Raw genomic sequence first — 20,756 nt, forward strand, 5'->3', positions numbered from 1 at the left:
TTTATGGAATAGGAGGAAATGAATGATGAAATTTGCAATCTTAGCACCAGGCGGTATCGCTCATAAAATGGCGCAGGCAGTAGCAGGTCTGCCGCAGGTGGAACGTTATGCAGTGGCATCCAGAGATTACGGAAGAGCGAAAGAGTTCGCAGATCGCTGGAAATTCGAAAAAGCCTATGGTTCTTATGAGGAGATGCTTAACGATCCGCAGGTGGAACTGGTATATGTGGCAACTCCGCATTCCCATCATTATGAATATGCGAAGATGTGCTTAGAGCATGGGAAACATGTTCTGGTGGAGAAGGCATTCACGGTCAATGCAATTCAGGCGGAGGAATTGATCAAATTGTCACATGAAAAAGGGCTTCTGCTGGCAGAGGCGATCTGGACACGCTATATGCCAAGCCGGAAGATGATCGATGATCTGATTGCCAGTGGCGTGATCGGCGAGGTGACTTCGCTGACGGCGAACTTAGGTTATGTGCTTCCGCATAAAGAGCGTATGCAAAGTCCGGCGCTTGCAGGCGGCGCGCTTCTGGATCTGGGAGTCTATCCGATTAATTTTGCATTGATGGTGTTCCATGAAGAGGTGAAAGAAGTGATGTCTGCGGCGGTGATGTCACCGAAGGGAGTCGATTGGAGTAACAGTATTACGTTGACTTTTGAAAGCGGCAAGATGGCAGTTCTGCACAGCAATATGCTGGCGTTGACAGACCGCCAGGGAGTCATCCACGGAGATAAGGGATATATTGAAGTTCAGAACATCAACAATTGTGAAGAGATCCGCGTATTCGACCTGGATCGCTATATGACTGCATGGTATGTGGTGCCGGAACAGATTAATGGATATGAATACGAAGTGCTTTCCTGTATCAAGGCAATTGAAGAGGGGAAGGTTGAGTGTGAAGAGATGCCTCATAGCGAGATCCTGCGGGTAATGCGTCTGATGGATGGTATCCGGGCAGACTGGGGTATGAAGTTCCCTTGTGAATAGAGGAGAAAAAAATGGAATTATATGAAGGGCGCCCTGCACATACAGAAGGGCGCGAGGAAAAGGAAATAAAGGTATATGATCTGCTGGATTCTCTGGATATCCCTTATTACCGTACGGACCACGAGGCGGCTTTCACGATAGAGGCATGTCTGGATGTGGATAAGATTCTGGGGCTTGAGATATGTAAGAATCTGTTCTTATGTAATCGACAGAAGACGGCGTATTATCTGCTTGTTATGCCTGGAAGAAAGGCTCTTAAGACGAAGGAATTGTCAAAACAGATCCCGACATCGAGACTGTCCTTTGCCTCGGGCGAGGACATGGAAGAGTATCTGAATGTAACGCCGGGGTCGGCAACGATTATGGCGTTGATGTACGATACAGAGAACCGGGTGCAGTTACTGGTGGATGAAGAAGTGCTGAAGGATGAGGAATTCGGGTGTCATCCTTGTGTGAATACTTCCAGTATGAAACTTCGGACGGAGGATGCATTCGGCAGATTCTTGGAGGCGGTGCATCATGATTATATAACGGTCAGGCTGAGTGGTGATCGTGTTGGTGAGTGAATTAGATAAACAGGTGTTGAGATTTGCCCCTTTCTGTAATTTGGCGATTGAACCATAGATTACGGGAAGGGGCTTTTAAATATCCTCGTTATCCTAAAATTAATCTTCAAAAAAACTGCGATTTTGTTTGATGCAATTCCTGCACAGTTAAACAAGAATGCTTCAAGATATCAGGTCTCCAGCGTATTAGAGGGGGAAAGGGCAGATGGCATCCTGGAATTGATTGCTGAATTAAAGGATTCCAAGACCGTTCTGGTATCGTATCATTCCAATGATCCGAACGCAGGGATGTCCAATAATAAAGATTTGGCAAGGTTTAAATTGTTCTTATGCGATACAGGATTGTTTACTACATTGATGTTTAAAGACAGAGATTTTACTGAAAATATAATTTATGAAAAACTTCTGAGTGACAAAGTTAATGCTAACCTGGGGTATCTTTATGAAAATGTAGTTGCCCAGACGCTGACAGCCAATGGAAATGAATTGTTTTATCACACATTCATGAACAAAACTTCCAGACATAATTATGAGGTTGACTTTCTGCTGGCAAGGAAGAATAAAATATGTCCGCTGGAAGTTAAGTCTTTCGGGTATAAGACACATGCGTCTTTGGATGCGTTTACGAAAAAGTTTTCGGATAGAATTCTGCGGAGATATTTGATATATACGAAAGATATGAAGAAGGATGGAGATATTATCTGCTTGCCGGTGTATATGACGTGTTTTTTATAAAAAGTGTAAAAGTAACAAATTGCGGCAAAAATCAGCCCTTTTGGGACTTAGTGGAGAAAATTGAGAATAAGATGAATAAAGAATGTAAGAAAAAGGCGAGAAATCTTATTTCATGAGATAAATGCATTGCATCGTTGTTCAAAATAAGTATAATAATATATAGTAGAGAGAATAACAAACTGCCAATGTAAAAAGAAAAGGAGTGGGTAACATGACAAAGTACATTGATAATGTAAATGCTTACCTGTCGCAGATGAAAATTAAGCAGACATATATCAGTATGAAGGCTGGAATTGATACAAAAAAGTTATCACGCATCTTGACTGGAACTCAGGATATAAGCAGTACAGATATGGAGAAAATTGCAAATGCATTAGGAAAGAAAATAGAGTTCTTCTTAACGGATTCTTTTCGTGTACCCAATATTAATAGTTTGGCACCTGAGAAGATTGCCTTTTATGCAGGTGAGCCAACAGAGCGGCAGGAGGAAATTGCTACTAAATTATTCCAACTAATGGAAAATATTGATGAAGTTATGAGTGCAAAAGGTCGTTTTTTAAATATATCTAGGGAGTAGTGCATGAATATAAGTCGTTTTAGAAAGATAATTGAGTATAGCGATTCAAATAAAGATGATATTGAATCTAAAGTGAGAAAATTCTATTCTCTGGTTGGAATGAGTAGTGATAAAGAAGTGTTAAATATTCTGCAGATTGTAAGAACTTTTTTTTTAAGAAGAGGATATCTTGTCCTGGAGATTCCTTTTGCAGACGAAGAAATAGGTGCTCTTTGTTACAAAGGTGATGCGCTGGGGTATATTGTGCTTAATACTTCACTGCCTAAAGTGAATGTAAATTTTGCCATATGCCATGAGATTTATCATGTGTATTTTCAAAAAGGTGAATTCAAACCCAGGGTAGAATTTGCAAATGATCATTATTATGAGTATGAAGATGAGTTTGCTGCAAATCTATTCGCTGGAATGATCCTGATGCCAGAGACAAGTTTTAGACTTATGTATCACAAGTTTAAGACTGATTCTAAAGGGAATGAACTGGATACCATGGTTCGCTTAATGAATTATTATGAAGTGCCGTATATGTCTGTTCTTATTCGATGTAATGAGTTGGGTTTAACCGAATCGAACAGCATTTCAGAAGAATTTTTCAATATGGATTGTGAAACTATTAGAGAGAAGTTTGTAGAACTTTGGCTGGATTATAGTATTCTGGAAGCAACCAAGAAAGATGATTATGCTCATCTGGAGAGTATAGTGAACCAGTTTGGAAGAGAATACATCAAAGATTCCTATCTGAATGAAAGAACGCTAAAAAAGGTAATCAGAAATATGCGGATATTATATTCTGAAATAAAGGGGGAGTAGTATATGGCAACTGTTTATACAGATACTCCCCATAATTTCGATAAGATAGAATCCTTTGTGATCATAGATACAAGTACAATTGTTGCGGAGATTTATAGAAGGAAAAGGTGCTATTTCTATGATGCGTGCTCATTCAGAAGACATGCGAATCTGGATGCCCGAGAGTCCGAGTGTTTGCTTGAATATATGAAAAGGCAAGATGGAATTGTCGTTATCACCAGATGTATATTAATGGAATTGGCATCATACAGTGGGATATTGAATCAAGAATACATTCAATATATAAAGGACATAAAAACTTTTGGTATCAATGTCCTGATTATGTATGAGGAAGACTTATTTGCAATAATGGATATGTGTTTTGGTACAAACGCGGCAATTAACAGTTATCTAATATGGGCTGTGAGAATGATAAAAAGCCCGGTAAGTACAATTACCGAAACTTTTGATCAAAATGCTGATTTATGTGATGAGGTTATCAAAGGGAAAAACTCTGAAAATAGAGGAATATACAAGCGATTCTTTGAAACAGTCAGAAATAATAAGGAATCAGACGATAATTTGGGCGAAGAGATGTTGGCGATCTGCCTACATATTTTATCACATATTCCTGGTGAGGATGACGGAAAGTTCTGCGTAATTACAGATGATAAAAGCGCCGGAAGTAAGATTGATACGCTATTCCAAAGAACATCAGATCAGCATAGAGGGAAGAAAATTATAATATTTAGCACGCCCAAATTAGTGCCATTTATGTATGCGGAAAACATTTTGACAGATAAAGAATGCATGAAAGCAATTCTGAGTGTGGGAAGTAATGGAAACATTGTGGTATTGGGGACGCGAAATTATGATCTGCGGACAAATGAAATATCTACAAGTTGTGATGAACTTGCAGATCTAATAATGACTCCGAATGCAATACATATTATATTTTAGTTGCCAAGCATTCGGAGGGGCTGCCAGTGGCAAGTTCTGTAGGTCAAAAACGCGTATGCCCACTGTAAGATGAATCTCTATAAAAGAAGAGGAATTATAATGGAAGATATATCAGAGAACAAGCAAAAAAAGCATATCTGCGTGGGCATTCTCGCCCATGTGGATGCCGGCAAGACAACATTATCGGAGAGTATGCTGTATCTTAGCGGCAAGATCAGAGAACTTGGCCGTGTAGACCACAAGAACGCATATCTGGATACTTATGAATTGGAGAGAAACAGAGGGATCACCATTTTCTCCAAGCAGGCAGTGTTCGAACTTGGTGATAAGAAAGTAACACTTCTGGACACCCCAGGGCACGTAGACTTCTCCGCAGAGATGGAACGTACTTTACAGGTTTTGGATTATGCAATCCTCGTAATTAGTGGAATGGACGGTGTGCAGGGGCATACTCGTACGCTCTGGAATCTGCTTCGCCGTTATCGTATCCCGGTTTTCCTATTTATTAATAAGATGGATCAGGAGGGGACGGACAGAGAACGTCTGCTTCGAGAACTGAAGATCAGCCTGGATGAGGGATGTATTGCATTTGATGAGGATGAAAGTGTACTTTTTGAGAATCTGGCTATGTGTGAGGATGCGGCTTTGGATGAGTATCTGCAAAGTGGGGAACTGTGTGTAGAGACGATGATCCGGCTGATTGAAAAGAGAAAGGCTTATCCTTGCTATTTTGGCTCTGCGCTGAAACTTCAGGGAGTGCAGGAATTCATGGCTGGTCTTAGGAAATATACAGTTCAGAAGGCCGGTTGTAAGTTGGCAAAGCATCCAAAGGGAGCGACAGAGGACAGATTTGGCGCAAAGGTATACAAGATTTCCAGAGATGCTCAGGGTAACCGCCTGACCCATCTTAAGGTGACCAGTGGAGCATTGAAAGTGAAAGATATTCTGGCAAATGAAGCGGATGCGGAAGAGCACTGGGAAGAAAAGGTCAATCAGATCCGCATCTATTCCGGAGAAAAATACGAAACTGTGCAGGAAGCGGAAATGGGAAGTATCTGTGCAGTTACCGGTTTGAATTATACTTATCCGGGGGAGGGGCTTGGAGTAGAAAAAGAATCTCAGGCACCGGTTCTGGAACCAGTCTTAAATTATCGGATCGGACTGCCGGAAGGATGTGATGCTCACACGATGCTTCGCAATCTGCGTCAGTTGGAGGAAGAAGATCCGATGCTTCGGATTGTGTGGAATGAGGAATTGGGTGAGATCTATGCGCAGATCATGGGCGAGGTGCAGATTGAGATACTGCAGAGCCTGATTCAGGAGCGTTTTCATGTAGCAGTGACATTCGACACCGGTAATATAGTATATAAAGAAACGATTAAAAATACGGTAGAAGGTGTAGGTCATTTTGAACCGCTTCGTCATTATGCGGAGGTGCATCTTTTGTTAGAGCCCGGAAAACCGGGAAGTGGTCTGGTGTTGGATACTGATTGCAGTGAGGATATGCTGGACAAGAACTGGCAGCGTCTGATATTGACGCATCTGGCAGAGAAAGAGCACAGAGGCGTATTGACAGGAGCACATCTTACGGATGTGAAGATTACATTAACTGCCGGACGGGCACATCTGAAACATACGGAAGGTGGAGATTTCCGGCAGGCTACATACCGGGCAGTCCGTCAGGGATTGATGCAGGCAGAGAATGTGCTGTTAGAGCCATATTATGAATACCGTCTGGAACTTCCGTCTGAGATGGTTGGACGTGCCATGATTGATATTCAGAAGATGTCCGGTGAGTTTGAGCCTCCGGAAACAGATGGAGAAATATCTATTTTGACGGGAAGTGTTCCGGTAGCGACTATGCGGGATTACCAGATGGAAGTCAATAGTTATACGAGAGGACGAGGCAGACTTAGCTGCACTTTTAAGGGATATGAGCCTTGTCATAATGCAGAAGAGGTGATAGAAGCAAGTGGATATGATCCGCAGCGGGATTTGGATAACCCGACCGGGTCAGTATTCTGTTCTCATGGCGCTGGTTTTGTTGTTCCTTGGGATCAGGTGCTTGAGTATATGCATATTGAGAGTCAGCTGCAAAAGGAGTCTGAGACAGAGTATACAGAGCAAGGAGACATGCTGGCAGCGAGAGCAAAGGCGCTTGCTCAGAAAAGAAACATCCAGCCATCTTTAAGTTATAAAGAAGAGAAAGAGTTAGAAGAGATATTTATCCGTACTTATGGGAAGATCGAGCGAAGATTAAGTCCTGCTTCTAAGACGGTAAATGGCGAGACGAAGAGAAGAGCACAAAAGAAGGAAGAACCAGTACAGGAATATCTGCTGGTAGACGGCTACAACGTTATATTTGCCTGGGATGATCTGAAAGAACTGGCACAGGACAATATCGAAGCGGCAAGAAATAAACTGATGGATATTCTCAGTAACTATCAGGGGTTCAAGAAGTGTATCGTGATTCTGGTATTTGATGCGTATAAGGTAGACGGCTATGCGTTAGAGATTCAGAAGTATCACAATATCCATGTGGTCTATACCAAGGAGGCGGAGACGGCTGACCAGTATATCGAGAAAGTCGTACATCATATAGGGAAGAAGTATCATGTGACGGTTGTGACATCCGACGGAGTTGAGCAGGTTGTCACTTTGGGTCAGGGCGGCACGCTGATCTCCTCGCGGGAATTCAGGGAGGAGTATGAGATTGTAAGGCGCCAGATCCGGGAAGAGTATGAAAGCCGCAGAGAGACTGGCAAGAATTATCTGTTCGATCACATGGATGAAAAACTGGCGGAAGAGATGGAAGATGTGAGACTGGGGAGGAAGAAAAGGATTGGAAATAATTAGTAAAGGGCAGGAAACCAAAGTATATTCTGTAGTTGTAAAACGAATAGGTTTTGATTGAAATTGCAGAACAGATGTTCTATAATGGATATGGGGAGATGGTCTTGGCATGAAAGAATATATGAAAAAGGCGTTAGTTATATTACGAGAGGGGAAAATTCATAAAGACTATGTAATGTTAGGAAATGCAAGTTTGATAGAAACGATAGAGAACACTTTTCGAAGTATAGAAAGAGAGATTAGAGTATGCCTTATAAGTAAAAATGTGAAAAAGGTTCAAGAATGTTGGCTCAATGAATTAGAGGAATATAATTGGAAGAACTTAAAAAAATGTAATTTGTTAGTCTTTTCAAAAGGTACAGGCAGGGATATGCCTATGGAAAGATTTAGATTTTGGGTGAAGAAAAGTTGTGTTAAGAACCATTATGAAGGAATTGTTGCGTGTACAGCAACAGAAATATTTGTATTTCCACAGTTAAAATATCAAGATATTTATCTCATAAAGAATATAGTTCGTAATGCTTGTAAAAGCGAGGTAGATATGGCGATGATAGGAAGTACTGATTGGATATTTGTATAAATATTATTAAACCAATATTGGGAATAAAGAATTATTAAGTGGAGGTCGATATATGGGATTTAAAGTGATTTCAATGTTCTCCGGTGCGGGGGGCTTGGATATGGGATTTCACAATAAAGGATTCGATATATTGTGGGCGAATGATTTTGATAAAGATGCGTGTGATACATATGATCTGTGGGCTAATTATAATGCTGATGGAACGAGAAAGAAGATCGAAGAGCGTACGGAGATAGTGTGTGGAGATATTGCGAAGGTTGATCTTAAGTCGATATTACCAGGGGTAAAGATAGATGTTATATTAGGCGGATTCCCATGTCAGGGATTTTCGCTGGCAGGTCCAAGGCAGGTTGATGATTCGAGAAATGTGTTATATCAGCATTTTGTAGAATTGGTTAGGATTAAAAGACCAAAAGTTTTTGTGGCTGAGAATGTAATTGGGATCAAGACGTTAGGTGGCGGAGTCGTATTTAAGAAAATATTAGAAGATTTTTCTTTGTTGGATTATACGGTGTCAGCACCGACAATCAATGCTAAAAATTTTGGTGTGCCGCAGGATCGTATGAGAGTGTTGTTTATTGGAATTAGGAATGATATCTGTAACGGCGGAGCATATAGATTTCCGGAAGGGAGTCTAGAAGTAGTAACCTTGGGAAAGGCATTGAAAGATCTGGAACCGGTAGGTATGAATGACGTATGTCAGGCGCCATTTTCGTCAAGGTATATGTCGCGGAATAGAAAAAGAGGGTTTGATGATGTGTCCTTTACGATACCTGCAATGGCAAAGCAAGTTGCGCTAAGTCCTGATTCTGATGGGATGAAGTATGTGGGTGTTGATCAGTTTGAATTTATAGGGAATCATAATCGGCGTTTGAGTTACAAAGAAACCGCGGCTATTCAAACATTTCCAAAAGGCATGGTGTTTTGCGGAAATCTGGATAGTAAATATAAGCAGATTGGAAATGCGGTTCCGGTTAAATTAGCAGAAGCAATTGCTGTAGAAGTGAAAACAATTCTTACAGTTGAGGATTTGCGCCCATTTCTCAATTTTGAAAATCCGGAAGATGAATGTTATGGAAAAAAAAGTGATAAGAGGATTAATAATACCGTGATTTCCGGTAAAGCATTTGAGTATGCAACTTTAATCGAGACTTATAACATTTTGCAGGAAAAGGGATGGGAGAAATCGCAGTTAGAGATTAAAGATGATAAGAATTATAATAGTATAGCAAGGGCTTATGAGATAGTAAGAGGATGGGATGAAGAAGATGAGAGTGAGGATGATCAGTTTCATATAGAGATTATGAAGAATCCTTATAACCGGGCTGCAAGGGTAGCTGCGTTATATTTGTATAAGGCAGAACCAATATTACAGAATCCCAGGGGGCTGTATGGCGTATTTAGAGCATTGCCAGATTCTGCAGGAGTTCATGGGGATGTCAGAGATATAGGTTTTGCTATTTATTCGGATAGTGAGCATATTGAAAAAGTTGGTGAAATAGGGATTAGTTGTAAAAATAACCATGAGGCTGTGAAGCATCCCAGAATTACAGAAAAGTTGGATTTTGCGTTTGATTGGACTGGTAAATATCATTGCAGTGATAGATTTATAACTGAAATGAAAAAAATCCAAACAATGATAGAAGATTATGCAAGTCGATTTAAAAGATGGTCTGAGGTAGAAGAAAAAAAAGAAACGATATACTATCCTATTGTGAAACTCTTTGTAGAAGAGATTGAAAGATTGGGGAAGATAGAAGCAGAAGCAACAGTCGATAGAAAAAAAGAGGCGAAAGAATTTGCCAGGCTGCTTTTTGAGTATATGTTTGGAAATTATGATTTTTACAAAATTATTAAGGATACAAAGACAGAATCGACAAAAATATATCCATATAATATGCATGGCTCGCTTATGAATTCTTATCAGGGGCATAAGAATAATCAGGCAGTGAAATTTATAAGTCTGCCGGAAGAGATTGTAGAAGTCAGAATGAAACCGGGGAGCAAAACGACATTGGAAATTTATTTTGATCAATGGATCATTTCGATGAGATTGCATAACGCGGATGCTAAGATAAGAAAAACCTCGTTGAAGTTTGATGTTCAGATAAAAGCGCAGCCTAGAAGACTTAACGGTTATATTTTACGCTGGGAAGAGTTGGATTGTTAAGATGTTAAAGATATCTTTAATGAATATTTGTTCTGGATAAGTAGAAGGAGCAGGAATATGAAGAAACCATTTAATTTTATAGACTTGTTCTCGGGGATCGGTGGGTTTCATCAGGCTATGACAAGACTGGGAGGACAGTGCGTATTTGCCTCGGAGATTGATCGATATTGTATTGAGACATACTATGAGAATTATAAGATGAATTCGGATTGTGATATAAGAAGTATAGATGAGAAGGAGGTTCCGCCGCATGATGTACTGTGTGCGGGATTCCCTTGTCAGGCATTCAGCAAAGCGGGAAAACAGGAGGGCTTGGATGATCAGACCAGAGGAACGTTATTTTTTGAGATTGAGCGTATTTTGAAATATCACCATACGCCATATATCGTGTTGGAGAATGTAAGGAATCTGGTGTCGCATGATCATGGGAATACATGGAAGGTTATTCGTGGCGTCTTAAAGAAATTAGGATACCGGCTGACGGAAAAGCCGTTGATATTGAGCCCGCATCATTTCGGAGTGCCGCAACTTAGAGAAAGGGTTGTTATCCTTGGAAAATACGAGCCTAATCGTGTAGACGAACCGTTGGATATTGTTTTTCCGGATGTGCTGAAAAAAGAGCAGAATTCGATATATGATGTGATTACAGATCAGAAAGTGGATGAGAAATATTACATATCTGACCACGAAGAGATGGTTCTTAATGCGTGGGATGAATTCTATCATGGGATAGATATGAAGGTCATAGGATTCCCTATCTGGTCCGAGTTCTTCCGATATGAGAAAGCGCCGGAAGAATTCCCTAAGTGGAAGCAGGAATTTGTAAATAAGAATATTCAATTATATCAGAATAATAAAGCATTTATAGATCAGTGGTTTGAAAAATATGATGATCTAAAGAACTTTACTCCAACACAAAGAAAGATGGAGTGGCAGGCGGGAACGAATATCGATACCATATGGGAAGGCGTGATACAGTTCAGACCATCTGGCGTTCGGGTGAAGGTTCCGACGTGTTTTCCGGCATTGGTTGCAATCGTTCAGATTCCGGTGATTGGAAGATATAGAAGGAGAATGACGGTAGAAGAAGCAGCAGCGCTTCAGAGTTTCCCGAAGGAATTCATATCTAATCCGTCGGACGCGCAGGCATATAAGCAGTATGGCAATAGCGTGAATGTGACGGTGATTGAAGAGTGTGCGAAAAAGTTGTTTCAGTTGTGACAAGTGTGAGGAGTACAGAAGGATTCCTGGATAGAAAAATGGCGGCAGTATTGCCGCCATTTAGAATTGTCAAAGCATCCGGAGGGAACTGCCAGTGGCAGGTCCTGTAGGTTATAGTTCAATGGTCTCTATCACGAACTCATCTAATACTTTGTGATCAATCATAATCTTTGGCTCTCGCAGTTTCCCGTTGCTGTTAACGCCTTGTTTGAACATACCGAGGAATTGCTTGTTTGAATTATTGATATCTAGTATGTAGACTTTCTTCAAATCGATATGATGCTTCATCCGCTTGTGATAACTCATCGGGTTATCCTTGTTCTGGACGCGATTCCAAAACTGTGTAACCTCATAATTGAACCCGCTGTCTTTGTATGTTGTATGTTCGCAGACGATGTAGTAGATGTGATGGTCATAGTCTGTCTGGTTAAGGATATTGAATATTGTGCTCCAGTCATTGCCCTGGATTCCGGGTGAGTTATCACTATGTGCCTTCAGATCTCCGTAGTCTGATAATGGCGGGAAGAACAGGTCGAGGTCGATTCCATCTTTCTTTTTGTTCTGCTCATATCGAATCAAACTATGCAGTGAATTACGAGAAAGATATTTTTCGAATAAATATTCGAGATAGAACCCTGCCCATTCGGGTTGATACTTGTTTCTATAGTTGTCTGCAATCATTTCTGTATAGCAATCTATACCATTCCATCTCTTTGGAATCTGCCTGAAGAAATCAGCGATAATATTCCGAATCTCCGGTGTCATTACCGATGATCTGACAGGGGCGCTGCTTCCGGGCGCCTGTATAGCAGGTGGTGCAGATAAGATATGATTTTCTGCGGATGAATCCTCTGCAATATTGAATTTATCATCCAAAAAAGTGGAGACATAGTCGGGATGAAATACGGTGATTCGGTTCCCCATGAAATCAATCTTCTGAAAGATCCCATCCGTGACTGCGCTGCTCATATCGCTGGTATAGACATGTGCGGAAGAATTATTCGCTTTCTTATTCACGAAATCTTCAATATTAAAATCGCAGAATAAGGTAAGCCCATCCGGTGAACTATAGATTCCCAGAAGCAAAGGTGTCATATTGTGCATAATGGACATATCGTAAAAATCCTGTAGATCATTCGGTATTTGTATCCGTTTCTTATAGGCGGGATGTGGATTGCCAAGATACGTGATATTCTTAATGCGAATAGAATATGCATGTCCACGGTATTCACCGACGATACGTCCATCTTTGCTAAGATCTATGTGTGGGAAATAGCGTGTTAATGCAAGAAATATTTCTTTCCTTGTAAGGCTATAATCACACCCTAAAAAGATGTCCCCGTCTTTGTCTACCTGTTCCACGATTGTTTTTCCTATCATAGGTTTCATCTCCTGTGCTGTAATTGATAAAAAATATGAAATCTCTGGTCAAATTTGTTATAATTGATTATACAGCATATTGTTGCTAAGGGGAATAGATTTTACGATTCGAGGAAGTGATGTCGTGGATGTCTTAAGTGAAGAGCAGCGCCGCAAGACGATGCAGCGTATCAAGGGAAAGAATACGAAGATAGAGGTGCAATTAAGGAAAGCACTATGGGAGAAAGGGTATCGCTATAGGAAGAATTATGACCGGTTAATCGGGAAACCGGATATAGTTCTGACAAAATATAAGATAGCAATATTTTGCGACGGCGAGTTCTTCCATGGAAAAGACTGGGAGATATTAAAGCCGAGATTAGCAAAAGGCAAGAACCCGGACTATTGGATACCGAAGATATCCCGCAATCGGCAGAGGGATGAAGAGGTGAATAAAAGACTGTTGTTCGAAGGGTGGACGGTGATTCGGTTCTGGGGGAAAGATATCCAGAAGAATCTGGACGAATGCGTCAGGACAATTGAAGAAGTGATAGATGAGATGAAATGGGAAGAGAGTGAATTGGAGATAGAGTTGGATGAAAGCGAGATGAACTATGAGTTGCCAAAGCATCCTAAGGGAACTGCCGGTGGCAGATCCTGTAGGTAGAAAAGATGGATAAATATTTTCGAGGCGGAGATTACTTTCGAATCTCCGCCCCAATATTTTCATTAGAGGAGTGGTGTTTATAATACACAAATAACCCCAAAGTAAGAACCAGACACATCCCTTCCGCCAGCGTAGCCGCCCACCAGATTCCATCTCCCCCGAATAAACGGGTCAGCACCTGAAGGCTTACGGCAACAAAGACAAATCCTCTGCCAAGCGAGACTGCCATGGCGGACTTAGGATACTCGATCGCAGTAAAGAATCCGCCGATAATAATATTGAATCCACAGATCAGGAAGGAGTAAGAGAATGTGTAGAACACTCTTACAGAATCCATCCGCAACTGTGTAAGTTCCGGTGATATGAACAGATTCACCAGCGGGCTTGCGATGATTCTGGATATGATAAAAGCAGCAACCGAGAATGCTGTTCCGAAATAAAGCGCATATTTCAGCAGCCGATGATAATTGTCGGGTGCCTTTTTGCCATAATGGTAACTGACCAATGGCTGTATGCCTTGGGCGATTCCTGCCATAGACATTACGATAATCGTGCTTACATAGGTTACGATCGTATAACTTACAATGGCTTCTTCATTAAGGTATGCCAGTATCGCATGGTTGAATAAGAAGATGACAATTCCCGCGGAGAATTCGGTAATGCCGGAGGAAAGCCCGATCTTTATGGTTCGCCACAGCAGAGACAGTGAAGGTGTGAATCTTACCAGTTTCATATGCGTCTTACTGCTGCAGAAATGCGTCAGGTACAAGAGGACCACACATAATTGCGACAACCCTGTAGCAAATGCCGCACCCCATACGCCCTTGTGGAATACCATTACGAACAGATAATCAAGGATGCAGTTCAGTACTGCGCCGGTTGTAACGATAATCGTCGCCTTCATCGGATATCCATCCGTCTTAATCAGTACTTCCAACGAATAAGAACAGATAAAGAAGATGCTAAAGCAGGCAATCGTGTTGAGATAAGTCTGAACGTATTCAATCGTAAGGTCTGTGGCACCCAGGAAGATTGCGATATCTCTGGATTTCCATAAGACGATTACGGTTGTCAGGATAGAGACAATCATTACGGTCAGAATGTTCTGGGTAAATACTTCGCGTGCTTTCGTATCCTGCTGTTCTCCGAGATAGATTGCAATAATCGTGGATGAACCGACTGCGAATAATAAAGCAATAGAAAAAAGCAAAGTCACAAAAGGCATTGCGATATTCACGCCTGACAGAGCCAGTTCGGATACGCCTCTGGCGACAAACAATCCATCAATCATGGTATAAAGTGCGTAGACCCACTGTGCGATGAGTGACGGAATAATAAAACGAAAGAAATCATGCTTTAATGATTTTCCTTCTAACTTCATAAATAAAACCTCCCTTATTGTGTTCTATTCTAAACCTTGGTATAATACCAAGGTCAAGAGCGAATTAGGAGAAATGGAATGAAAAAATATTTTAAGATTGGTGAGATATCTGAATTGTATCATATCGGAACGGACTCTCTGCGTTATTATGAGAAACTTGGCATCTTAAAGCCGAAACGCGGTGAGAACCAATACCGGCTCTATCATACGGACGATATCTGGAGATTGAACGTAATACGGGAACTGCGGGAACTGGGGTTTTCTATGGAACAGATTGGCACATATCTTAAGAACCACACTGTGAGCAGAACCAAAGATCTTTTGCAGGATGAGTTTCAGATGATTGAAGAAAAACAGAAGAAACTTAAAGTACTTCAGAAGAATGTAGAAGAAAGAATACAGATGCTGAATCAATGTGAAGAAAAAGAGATGGGGAAGGTTCATTTCTGCAAGATACCCGATAGGAATTGTCATTATATTGATGAAGGATATGAGCAGGATGAGGAGATGGATGTGCTGATTAAGCAGCTTCTGAACAGGAATCCGGAGAAATTGTATATTATAGGAAGCAATCATATCGGTTCGATCATTCCTGCAAAAAGTGCCGGAAATGGCAGGTGTCGGGAATACACGGGAGTATTCATGATTGATGAAGAAGGTGATACGGTGATTAAGGGCGGGGATTATCTGACTATCAGTTACCGTGGCAATTGTGAGCAGAATTACCAGTTTTTGCCGAGGCTTTTTTCGCACGCAAGAGATGAAGGCTATAGGATCGTAAGTGACGTATATGAGATTCTTTGGGTGGACATCCACGTATCCGGGGTGGAAGAGGAACATATAACGGAACTTCAGGTCAGAGTAGAATAACGGAAGTCATCTTATTTGTATCATATAATTAGAACGATAGAAATAGTGCAGCTAAAGAAATAATGAGAGGAAACATACGATGAAGAAATTAGCGTTTATCATGCCTGTGCTATCAGGTATTATGTGGGGCAGTGCCGGGTTATTCGTGCGACAACTGGGTGAAATAGGAATGAACAGTTATACGATTGTATCTACCAGAGTCGTGGCAGCGGTTGTGATTCTTTGGATTGGGATTTCCTTATTGGACAGATCGCTATTCAGGATTAAAATCAGAGAATTATGGATATTTATAGCGGGCGGCATAGTGGGGATGTTTGGTCTAAACCTCTGTTATAATGAAGCAATCGAACAGTTGACGTTGTCGCTGGCAGCAGTTCTGTTAAGTTTGTCGCCGATATTTGTATTATTTCTGGCGGCGATTTTATTCCGGGAGAAGATTACCTGGAAGAAGACCGTCTGTATGTGCATGGCGCTCGCAGGTTGCATCTTGGCGAGCGGTGTGCTGGAAACTAGCTCCGGGATGAAGTGGACGGCGGCTGGAATCCTGATTGGAGGGGCAGGGGCATTCTTCTATGGGTTGTACAGTATATTTACGAAGATTGCTATGGGAAAAGGATATCATGCATTGACAATTACGTTCTATTGTCTGGTTATGGTGATGCTTGTTCTGCTTCCCCTGACGGATTGGAAAGGTGTTGGTATAGCTGTATCAGAGGGAGGCGGAAGATTTGTGTTGTTCATGCTTCTGCATTCTCTTTGCACTTCGGTTCTTCCGTATGTACTTTACACGGTTTCGCTGGAATATGTTGAAGCAGGGAAGGCATCCATCTTGGCAGCAGGTGAACCTGTAGCGGCGATGGTATTCGGCGCGGTGTTTTATTCAGAAATCCCGACGGCCTTATCCCTTATTGGTCTGGTGCTTACAATTGTAGCATTGACATTGATGAGTATGCCCGACAGAGAGACTTCTTAATTGTGATTGCGGATTGTAAGAAGGATCTTCTCCAGGATCTTTGTTAATTCTTCGGGAGTTTCTCTCATTCCATTTGATGCCCAGGAGATATACAGGTTGTATAGTGCGCCTGCGAATGCCTGCAGACCGTAATAGTGTTCGATGCCATCTTCCGGAGCATGCCACATCTCAAGTACATATTTGCTGATGGAAGTCAGAAGCATATGACCTAGTCCGCTTTGAAACAGGCTGTCGAGGAATTCCTTGTGCTTTTCAAAATAAGAAAAGCAATGGAGCATATGAGCGGATTCGTAGCATTGTGTATTCAAAGGCAGTTGCCTGGCTTCTTCTTGGTAACCGATTAAGATGTCTTCCAGATAAGTAGAGAAGATATCTTCTTTGGAGTGGTAATTGCGATAATACGTCATCCTTGAGACGCCTGCCTTCTCAGTGAGTTCGCAGACGGATATGGCAGAGAGTGGCTTTTCCTTTAATAATTGTATCAGAGCAGTAACCATGCATTCTCTGGCTAGTGCATTCGCTTGATTCTTTCGATTTTTATTCATGAACAAAACCCCCTGATTTGTAACAGTTGACGGATACAATATTGAATTTGTGATTTTAAAATGTTACAATTTGTCACACTTGATTATAAGTATAATTGAAAGATATCGCAAGAAGAAAAAGGATGATATTTGCGTGATAGGTATGCGATTTGAGATGAAGGATGATGCGGAGATGAAAGATGATGCGCAGATGAAGGATGACGCGCAGATGAAGGAGGATATGCACATATGAAGACAGCTGTTATGACAGATAGCAATAGTGGAATTACGAAAGCGGAGGCGGATGAACTGGGAATATTCCTAATGCCGATGCCTGTGATTATTGATGGGGAGATCTGCTTTGAGGGTACAGATCTGACACAGGAGATGTTTTATGATGGCCTTAAGTCTGGAAAGGATGTATCCACATCACAGCCATCTCCGGGAGATGTGCTGGATATGTGGGATGAGATTCTTGAGATGGGTTACGAAGATCTGGTCTACATACCGATGTCCAGCGGTCTGAGTAATTCTTGTGAAACGGCGATTGGACTGTCGATGGATTACGATGGAAAAGTGCAGGTGGCAGATAATCATAGGATATCTGTAACCTTGCGTGAATCTGTCCTGGAAGCAAGAGAACTTGCGCAGGAGGGCGCTTCTGCAAAAGAGATTAAGGAGGATCTGGAGGCAAGAGCCTATGATTCCAGTATCTATATTACGGTTGATACGCTGGAATTCCTGAAAAAAGGAGGAAGGGTTACGCCTGCCGGAGCGGCTCTTGGAGCAGTCCTGAACATTAAGCCGGTGCTTACCATACAGGGAGAGCGTCTGGATGCATTTGCAAAAGTGCGCGGAATGAAAAAAGGCAAACATAAGATGATAGAAGGACTCAAGCAAGACCTGGAAACCAGATTCCGGGATGCAGATATGAGTAAAGTGGTGATTGCTGCTGCCGGTGCAGGGCTTACCAAAGAAGAGGAAGAAGAATGGACGAATGAGTTAAGAGAAGCATTTCCGCAGGTAAAAGTTCATTATAATCCGCTGTCATTCAGCATCGCATGTCACACAGGACCGGGAGCAATCGGTACCGGGCTTGTGGTTCGAAAGTAGGGATACATATTTTAGCCTGATTTTCTGCATACTAAGGAAAAATGTAGAAAAGAGGGCATGGAATATGGAGAAACAGACAGTTACTTTATTGGAAGAATGTAATTCGGGATGCAAAATGGCGGTAGGTAGCATGGATCGGCTGAAAGATTTTGTTATGAATGCCAAGATGGGAAGACTTCTTGAGGATTCTAAGGACCAGCACAAGAAACTGGGAGAGGAAGCCGCAGAACTGTTGGTAAAAAGTGGCGGAGAGATTAAGGGACCGGATAAGGTGGCAACGGCATTTTCCTGGATTACTACAGAGATGAAACTTCTGATCAAGGATGATAATTCGCAGGTTGCGAAACTATTGACAGAGGGCTGCAACATGGGAATTCAGTCCATTAGCGAATGTATCAATAAGTGTCCGGAGGCGTCGCATGAAAGTATTGCGCTTGCGAAGAAACTGGTGAAGTGTGAGGAGAAACTCCGGGAGGAATTGAAGGAATTCTTATAGGTAGAGTAGAATAGAGGGATATAAAACGCACTCAGAAGAGAGTATGATATGCCCATTGTCAAGTAGACAGGTGAAATATCACAACACTTCGGAGTGCGTTTCTTTTGTTGATTACTTAATCAATGGTCAGAAATCATACTATTTATGGTCAATGATACTTAAAAAATTGAATTATGCTATAATCAATTCAGGTGAGAAGATAAAAGTTTTAGTACCTCAAGAAATTCTTCCTGCCGTTTGAGGGGGAATTTTTCAACAACAATTTTAATCTGCTCTGAGGTAGTAAGTTCTTTATCGGGATAAACAAAGATATCACATAGAATATCCTGTGGTGCAAGCTGTAGTGCGTTGGCAATATTGCAAATACATTCCAGGCTCGGATTCGAAGATCCCTTTTCAATTCGATTCATAAGACTTGGAGAGATATGAATTGAATCAGCCAGTTTTTTCTGAGTCATGCCTTGCGACTCCCGTAAATATTTGATTCGTTCTCCGATTTCCATAATGATATCAAACTCCTTCACCTATATTGTAACAGTAGAGGTAAAAAATAGAAATTTACTAATATGCAATCGGTTTACAAATAGTAAATCCTGGCGCGCTGTAAAGATAAAAGGATGGCATAGTACGATGATATATAATATAGTTGAAGTTGAGAGCATTAAATTGGGAGTTGGAAATATCGAGAGCCTTGGATTGTCGAGCAAAGAGGTCTTAAAGGAGAGTATTTCCTGGCTGCGAGAAAGATATGAGGTAACCGAGGATATTCGTTATCTGCAAAAAGCAGTTTGGCATATCTATGCGTATTTGGAGTTAGGCTATCCCTATGAAAGTGGAGAAACAGAATTCAATATAATATTGAAGTATTTGAAAATGGATATTGAAGAGGTATTTCCTAAAAAAAAATGGCGTTGTACCAAGGTACCGCTAACGAAAGTAAAAATAAGCCAATTATTGGGCAGATGGAATCCGGTATTGCATTCCATGAGGGTAGGGGATGCGGTGGAAGACATTATGGATAAGGTATCAAATGGAAAAGAGGGAGAGTATATATATCACTGTGGAAAGGTTATAAAGCAGGATGCGGATCATATATTGTGGGAAAAAACGTTTAAACTCTACGTCAATAAAGAAGAAACAGTGTTTCATAATATAAATGAGAATCGATATTATGTTTTGTCTGAGGAGCGGTACTTATGATAAAGATTGCGATTGTGGAAGATGAGAAGAAGATGCGGGAGATGACGTATCAATGTATAGAGTCATCGGCAGATCCTTCGGTAGAAATAGAGATTATGCAGTATACAAAGGCGGAGGGATTCCTGGATTATCTGGAGAAGGGTTGTGGGTGTGATATCCTTTTGACAGATATAGAACTTCCGGGGATAAGCGGCGTGGAGTTAGGACGGGTCGTGCGAGAAAAATACCCGGAGATGTATCTGATATTTCTGACTTCGCATTCAGATTTTGCTGCAGAAAGTTACAGACTGGATGCATATCAATATATCATGAAGGAAGATATGGACTACAGGCTTCCGGTGGTCATGCGGGGGCTGATCCATAGAACGATTCGGGAAAGCAAAGAGTATCGTTGGATTGGTACGAACCTGGATCGAAGAAAGATCTATTATAAGGATATCATCTGCATTCGAAAGGCGAAGGCTTCAAAATACGTCGAATATGTTATGGTGGATGATGTTTGTAGGGAGAGGATAACGATCAGTCGGCTCCTGAAAGAACTAGATAGTGACATATTTATATTGGCAGACCGGAGTTACATAGTGAATATGAATCACATTATAAGAGTAAGAGGGAATACCATCTATCTTGAGGGAAATGAAAGGGTAACGATCAGCCGGGCACAGATAATGAAAGTGAAGGAGCAGATCAGCCAATACTGGAGGAATCAGGAATGAGAGAAGTGGTATTGC

Annotated in this window: 21 protein-coding genes; 17 read left to right on the forward strand and 4 right to left on the reverse strand. The window is 41.4% G+C overall.

Translation table 11 applies throughout. From position 1 onward, the window contains the following. Positions 1-25: 25 nt before the first annotated feature. The 10 genes from ACQRBN_RS05080 (at position 26) to ACQRBN_RS05125 (ending at position 11,442) form a co-directional block, all read left to right on the forward strand. Positions 26-994, forward strand: a complete 969-nt coding sequence (locus ACQRBN_RS05080; RefSeq protein ID WP_427737981.1) for a Gfo/Idh/MocA family protein — start codon at positions 26-28, stop codon at positions 992-994. Positions 995-1,005: 11 nt separating this feature from the next. Continuing rightward, entirely contained in the window at positions 1,006-1,560 is a 555-nt protein-coding gene (locus tag ACQRBN_RS05085) for a prolyl-tRNA synthetase associated domain-containing protein (protein ID WP_427737899.1), read from the forward strand. A gap of 123 nt (positions 1,561-1,683) precedes the next feature. Beyond that, positions 1,684-2,295: a DUF4143 domain-containing protein gene (locus ACQRBN_RS05090; RefSeq protein WP_427737901.1), complete on the forward strand. Its 612-nt coding sequence runs from the start codon at positions 1,684-1,686 to the stop codon at positions 2,293-2,295. Between the two features lie 211 nt (positions 2,296-2,506). Next, on the forward strand, positions 2,507-2,872 hold the full coding sequence (locus ACQRBN_RS05095) for a helix-turn-helix domain-containing protein (protein WP_427737902.1): 366 nt from the start codon (positions 2,507-2,509) through the stop codon (positions 2,870-2,872). 3 nt (positions 2,873-2,875) lie between these two features. Then, positions 2,876-3,679 carry an ImmA/IrrE family metallo-endopeptidase gene (locus ACQRBN_RS05100; RefSeq protein ID WP_427737903.1) on the forward strand — a complete coding sequence of 268 codons (804 nt, stop codon included), beginning with the start codon at positions 2,876-2,878 and terminating at the stop codon, positions 3,677-3,679. A 3-nt stretch (positions 3,680-3,682) separates the two neighbouring features. Then, positions 3,683-4,618, forward strand: coding sequence for a hypothetical protein (locus ACQRBN_RS05105; RefSeq protein WP_427737905.1), 936 nt, complete (start codon positions 3,683-3,685; stop codon positions 4,616-4,618). A gap of 99 nt (positions 4,619-4,717) precedes the next feature. After that, the gene (locus ACQRBN_RS05110) at positions 4,718-7,474 is read left to right on the forward strand and encodes an NYN domain-containing protein (RefSeq protein WP_427737906.1); all 2,757 of its coding nucleotides are present in this window, start codon (positions 4,718-4,720) and stop codon (positions 7,472-7,474) included. Between the two features lie 106 nt (positions 7,475-7,580). After that, positions 7,581-8,051: a hypothetical protein gene (locus ACQRBN_RS05115; protein ID WP_427737907.1), complete on the forward strand. Its 471-nt coding sequence runs from the start codon at positions 7,581-7,583 to the stop codon at positions 8,049-8,051. 52 nt (positions 8,052-8,103) lie between these two features. Further along, positions 8,104-10,221, forward strand: a complete 2,118-nt coding sequence (locus tag ACQRBN_RS05120) for a HaeIII family restriction endonuclease (protein WP_427737908.1) — start codon at positions 8,104-8,106, stop codon at positions 10,219-10,221. A gap of 57 nt (positions 10,222-10,278) precedes the next feature. Beyond that, positions 10,279-11,442 carry a DNA cytosine methyltransferase gene (locus ACQRBN_RS05125; protein ID WP_427737909.1) on the forward strand — a complete coding sequence of 388 codons (1,164 nt, stop codon included), beginning with the start codon at positions 10,279-10,281 and terminating at the stop codon, positions 11,440-11,442. Positions 11,443-11,553: 111 nt separating this feature from the next. Here ACQRBN_RS05125 and ACQRBN_RS05130 read toward each other — a convergent pair whose 3' ends face one another. Further along, complete coding sequence (locus ACQRBN_RS05130; protein WP_427737910.1) at positions 11,554-12,822, reverse strand: hypothetical protein; 1,269 nt, start codon at positions 12,820-12,822, stop codon at positions 11,554-11,556. Positions 12,823-12,946: 124 nt separating this feature from the next. On the opposite strand from ACQRBN_RS05130, the gene ACQRBN_RS05135 reads away from it, so the two are divergent. Beyond that, entirely contained in the window at positions 12,947-13,468 is a 522-nt protein-coding gene (locus tag ACQRBN_RS05135; RefSeq protein ID WP_427737911.1) for a very short patch repair endonuclease, read from the forward strand. A gap of 31 nt (positions 13,469-13,499) precedes the next feature. Here ACQRBN_RS05135 and ACQRBN_RS05140 read toward each other — a convergent pair whose 3' ends face one another. Next, a complete protein-coding gene (locus tag ACQRBN_RS05140; protein WP_427737912.1) occupies positions 13,500-14,849 on the reverse strand; it encodes an MATE family efflux transporter in 1,350 nt (449 codons plus the stop codon). Positions 14,850-14,927: 78 nt separating this feature from the next. Between ACQRBN_RS05140 and ACQRBN_RS05145 the strand changes: the two genes are divergently transcribed. Together ACQRBN_RS05145 and ACQRBN_RS05150 are read left to right on the forward strand one after the other, a co-directional pair. Beyond that, the gene (locus ACQRBN_RS05145; RefSeq protein WP_427737913.1) at positions 14,928-15,719 is read left to right on the forward strand and encodes a MerR family transcriptional regulator; all 792 of its coding nucleotides are present in this window, start codon (positions 14,928-14,930) and stop codon (positions 15,717-15,719) included. 79 nt (positions 15,720-15,798) lie between these two features. After that, on the forward strand, positions 15,799-16,692 hold the full coding sequence (locus ACQRBN_RS05150) for a DMT family transporter (RefSeq protein WP_427737914.1): 894 nt from the start codon (positions 15,799-15,801) through the stop codon (positions 16,690-16,692). On the opposite strand, the gene ACQRBN_RS05155 is transcribed toward ACQRBN_RS05150, so the two are convergent. Next, a complete protein-coding gene (locus ACQRBN_RS05155) occupies positions 16,689-17,237 on the reverse strand; it encodes a TetR/AcrR family transcriptional regulator (RefSeq protein WP_427737915.1) in 549 nt (182 codons plus the stop codon). The two genes, ACQRBN_RS05150 and ACQRBN_RS05155, sit on opposite strands and share 4 nt — an antisense overlap. Positions 17,238-17,465: 228 nt before the next feature. Here ACQRBN_RS05155 and ACQRBN_RS05160 point away from each other — a divergent pair, with 228 nt between their 5' ends. Together ACQRBN_RS05160 and ACQRBN_RS05165 are read left to right on the forward strand one after the other, a co-directional pair. Then, a complete protein-coding gene (locus tag ACQRBN_RS05160) occupies positions 17,466-18,329 on the forward strand; it encodes a DegV family protein (RefSeq protein WP_427737916.1) in 864 nt (287 codons plus the stop codon). Between the two features lie 64 nt (positions 18,330-18,393). Continuing rightward, positions 18,394-18,825 (forward strand): hypothetical protein, encoded by a 432-nt coding sequence (locus ACQRBN_RS05165; RefSeq protein WP_427737917.1) that lies wholly within the window; start codon positions 18,394-18,396, stop codon positions 18,823-18,825. A gap of 182 nt (positions 18,826-19,007) precedes the next feature. Here ACQRBN_RS05165 and ACQRBN_RS05170 read toward each other — a convergent pair whose 3' ends face one another. Continuing rightward, positions 19,008-19,328 carry a helix-turn-helix domain-containing protein gene (locus ACQRBN_RS05170; RefSeq protein WP_427737919.1) on the reverse strand — a complete coding sequence of 107 codons (321 nt, stop codon included), beginning with the start codon at positions 19,326-19,328 and terminating at the stop codon, positions 19,008-19,010. Between the two features lie 127 nt (positions 19,329-19,455). On the opposite strand from ACQRBN_RS05170, the gene ACQRBN_RS05175 reads away from it, so the two are divergent. Beyond that, on the forward strand, positions 19,456-20,025 hold the full coding sequence (locus tag ACQRBN_RS05175) for a hypothetical protein (RefSeq protein WP_427737921.1): 570 nt from the start codon (positions 19,456-19,458) through the stop codon (positions 20,023-20,025). Beyond that, positions 20,022-20,741, forward strand: a complete 720-nt coding sequence (locus ACQRBN_RS05180; protein ID WP_427737923.1) for a LytR/AlgR family response regulator transcription factor — start codon at positions 20,022-20,024, stop codon at positions 20,739-20,741. The genes ACQRBN_RS05175 and ACQRBN_RS05180 overlap by 4 nt, the downstream gene beginning before the upstream one ends. Positions 20,742-20,756: the final 15 nt, after the last annotated feature.

The sequence above is a fragment of the Bariatricus sp. SGI.154 genome (assembly GCF_050313795.1).
Classification (GTDB): Bacteria; Bacillota; Clostridia; order Lachnospirales; family Lachnospiraceae; genus CAMBRQ01.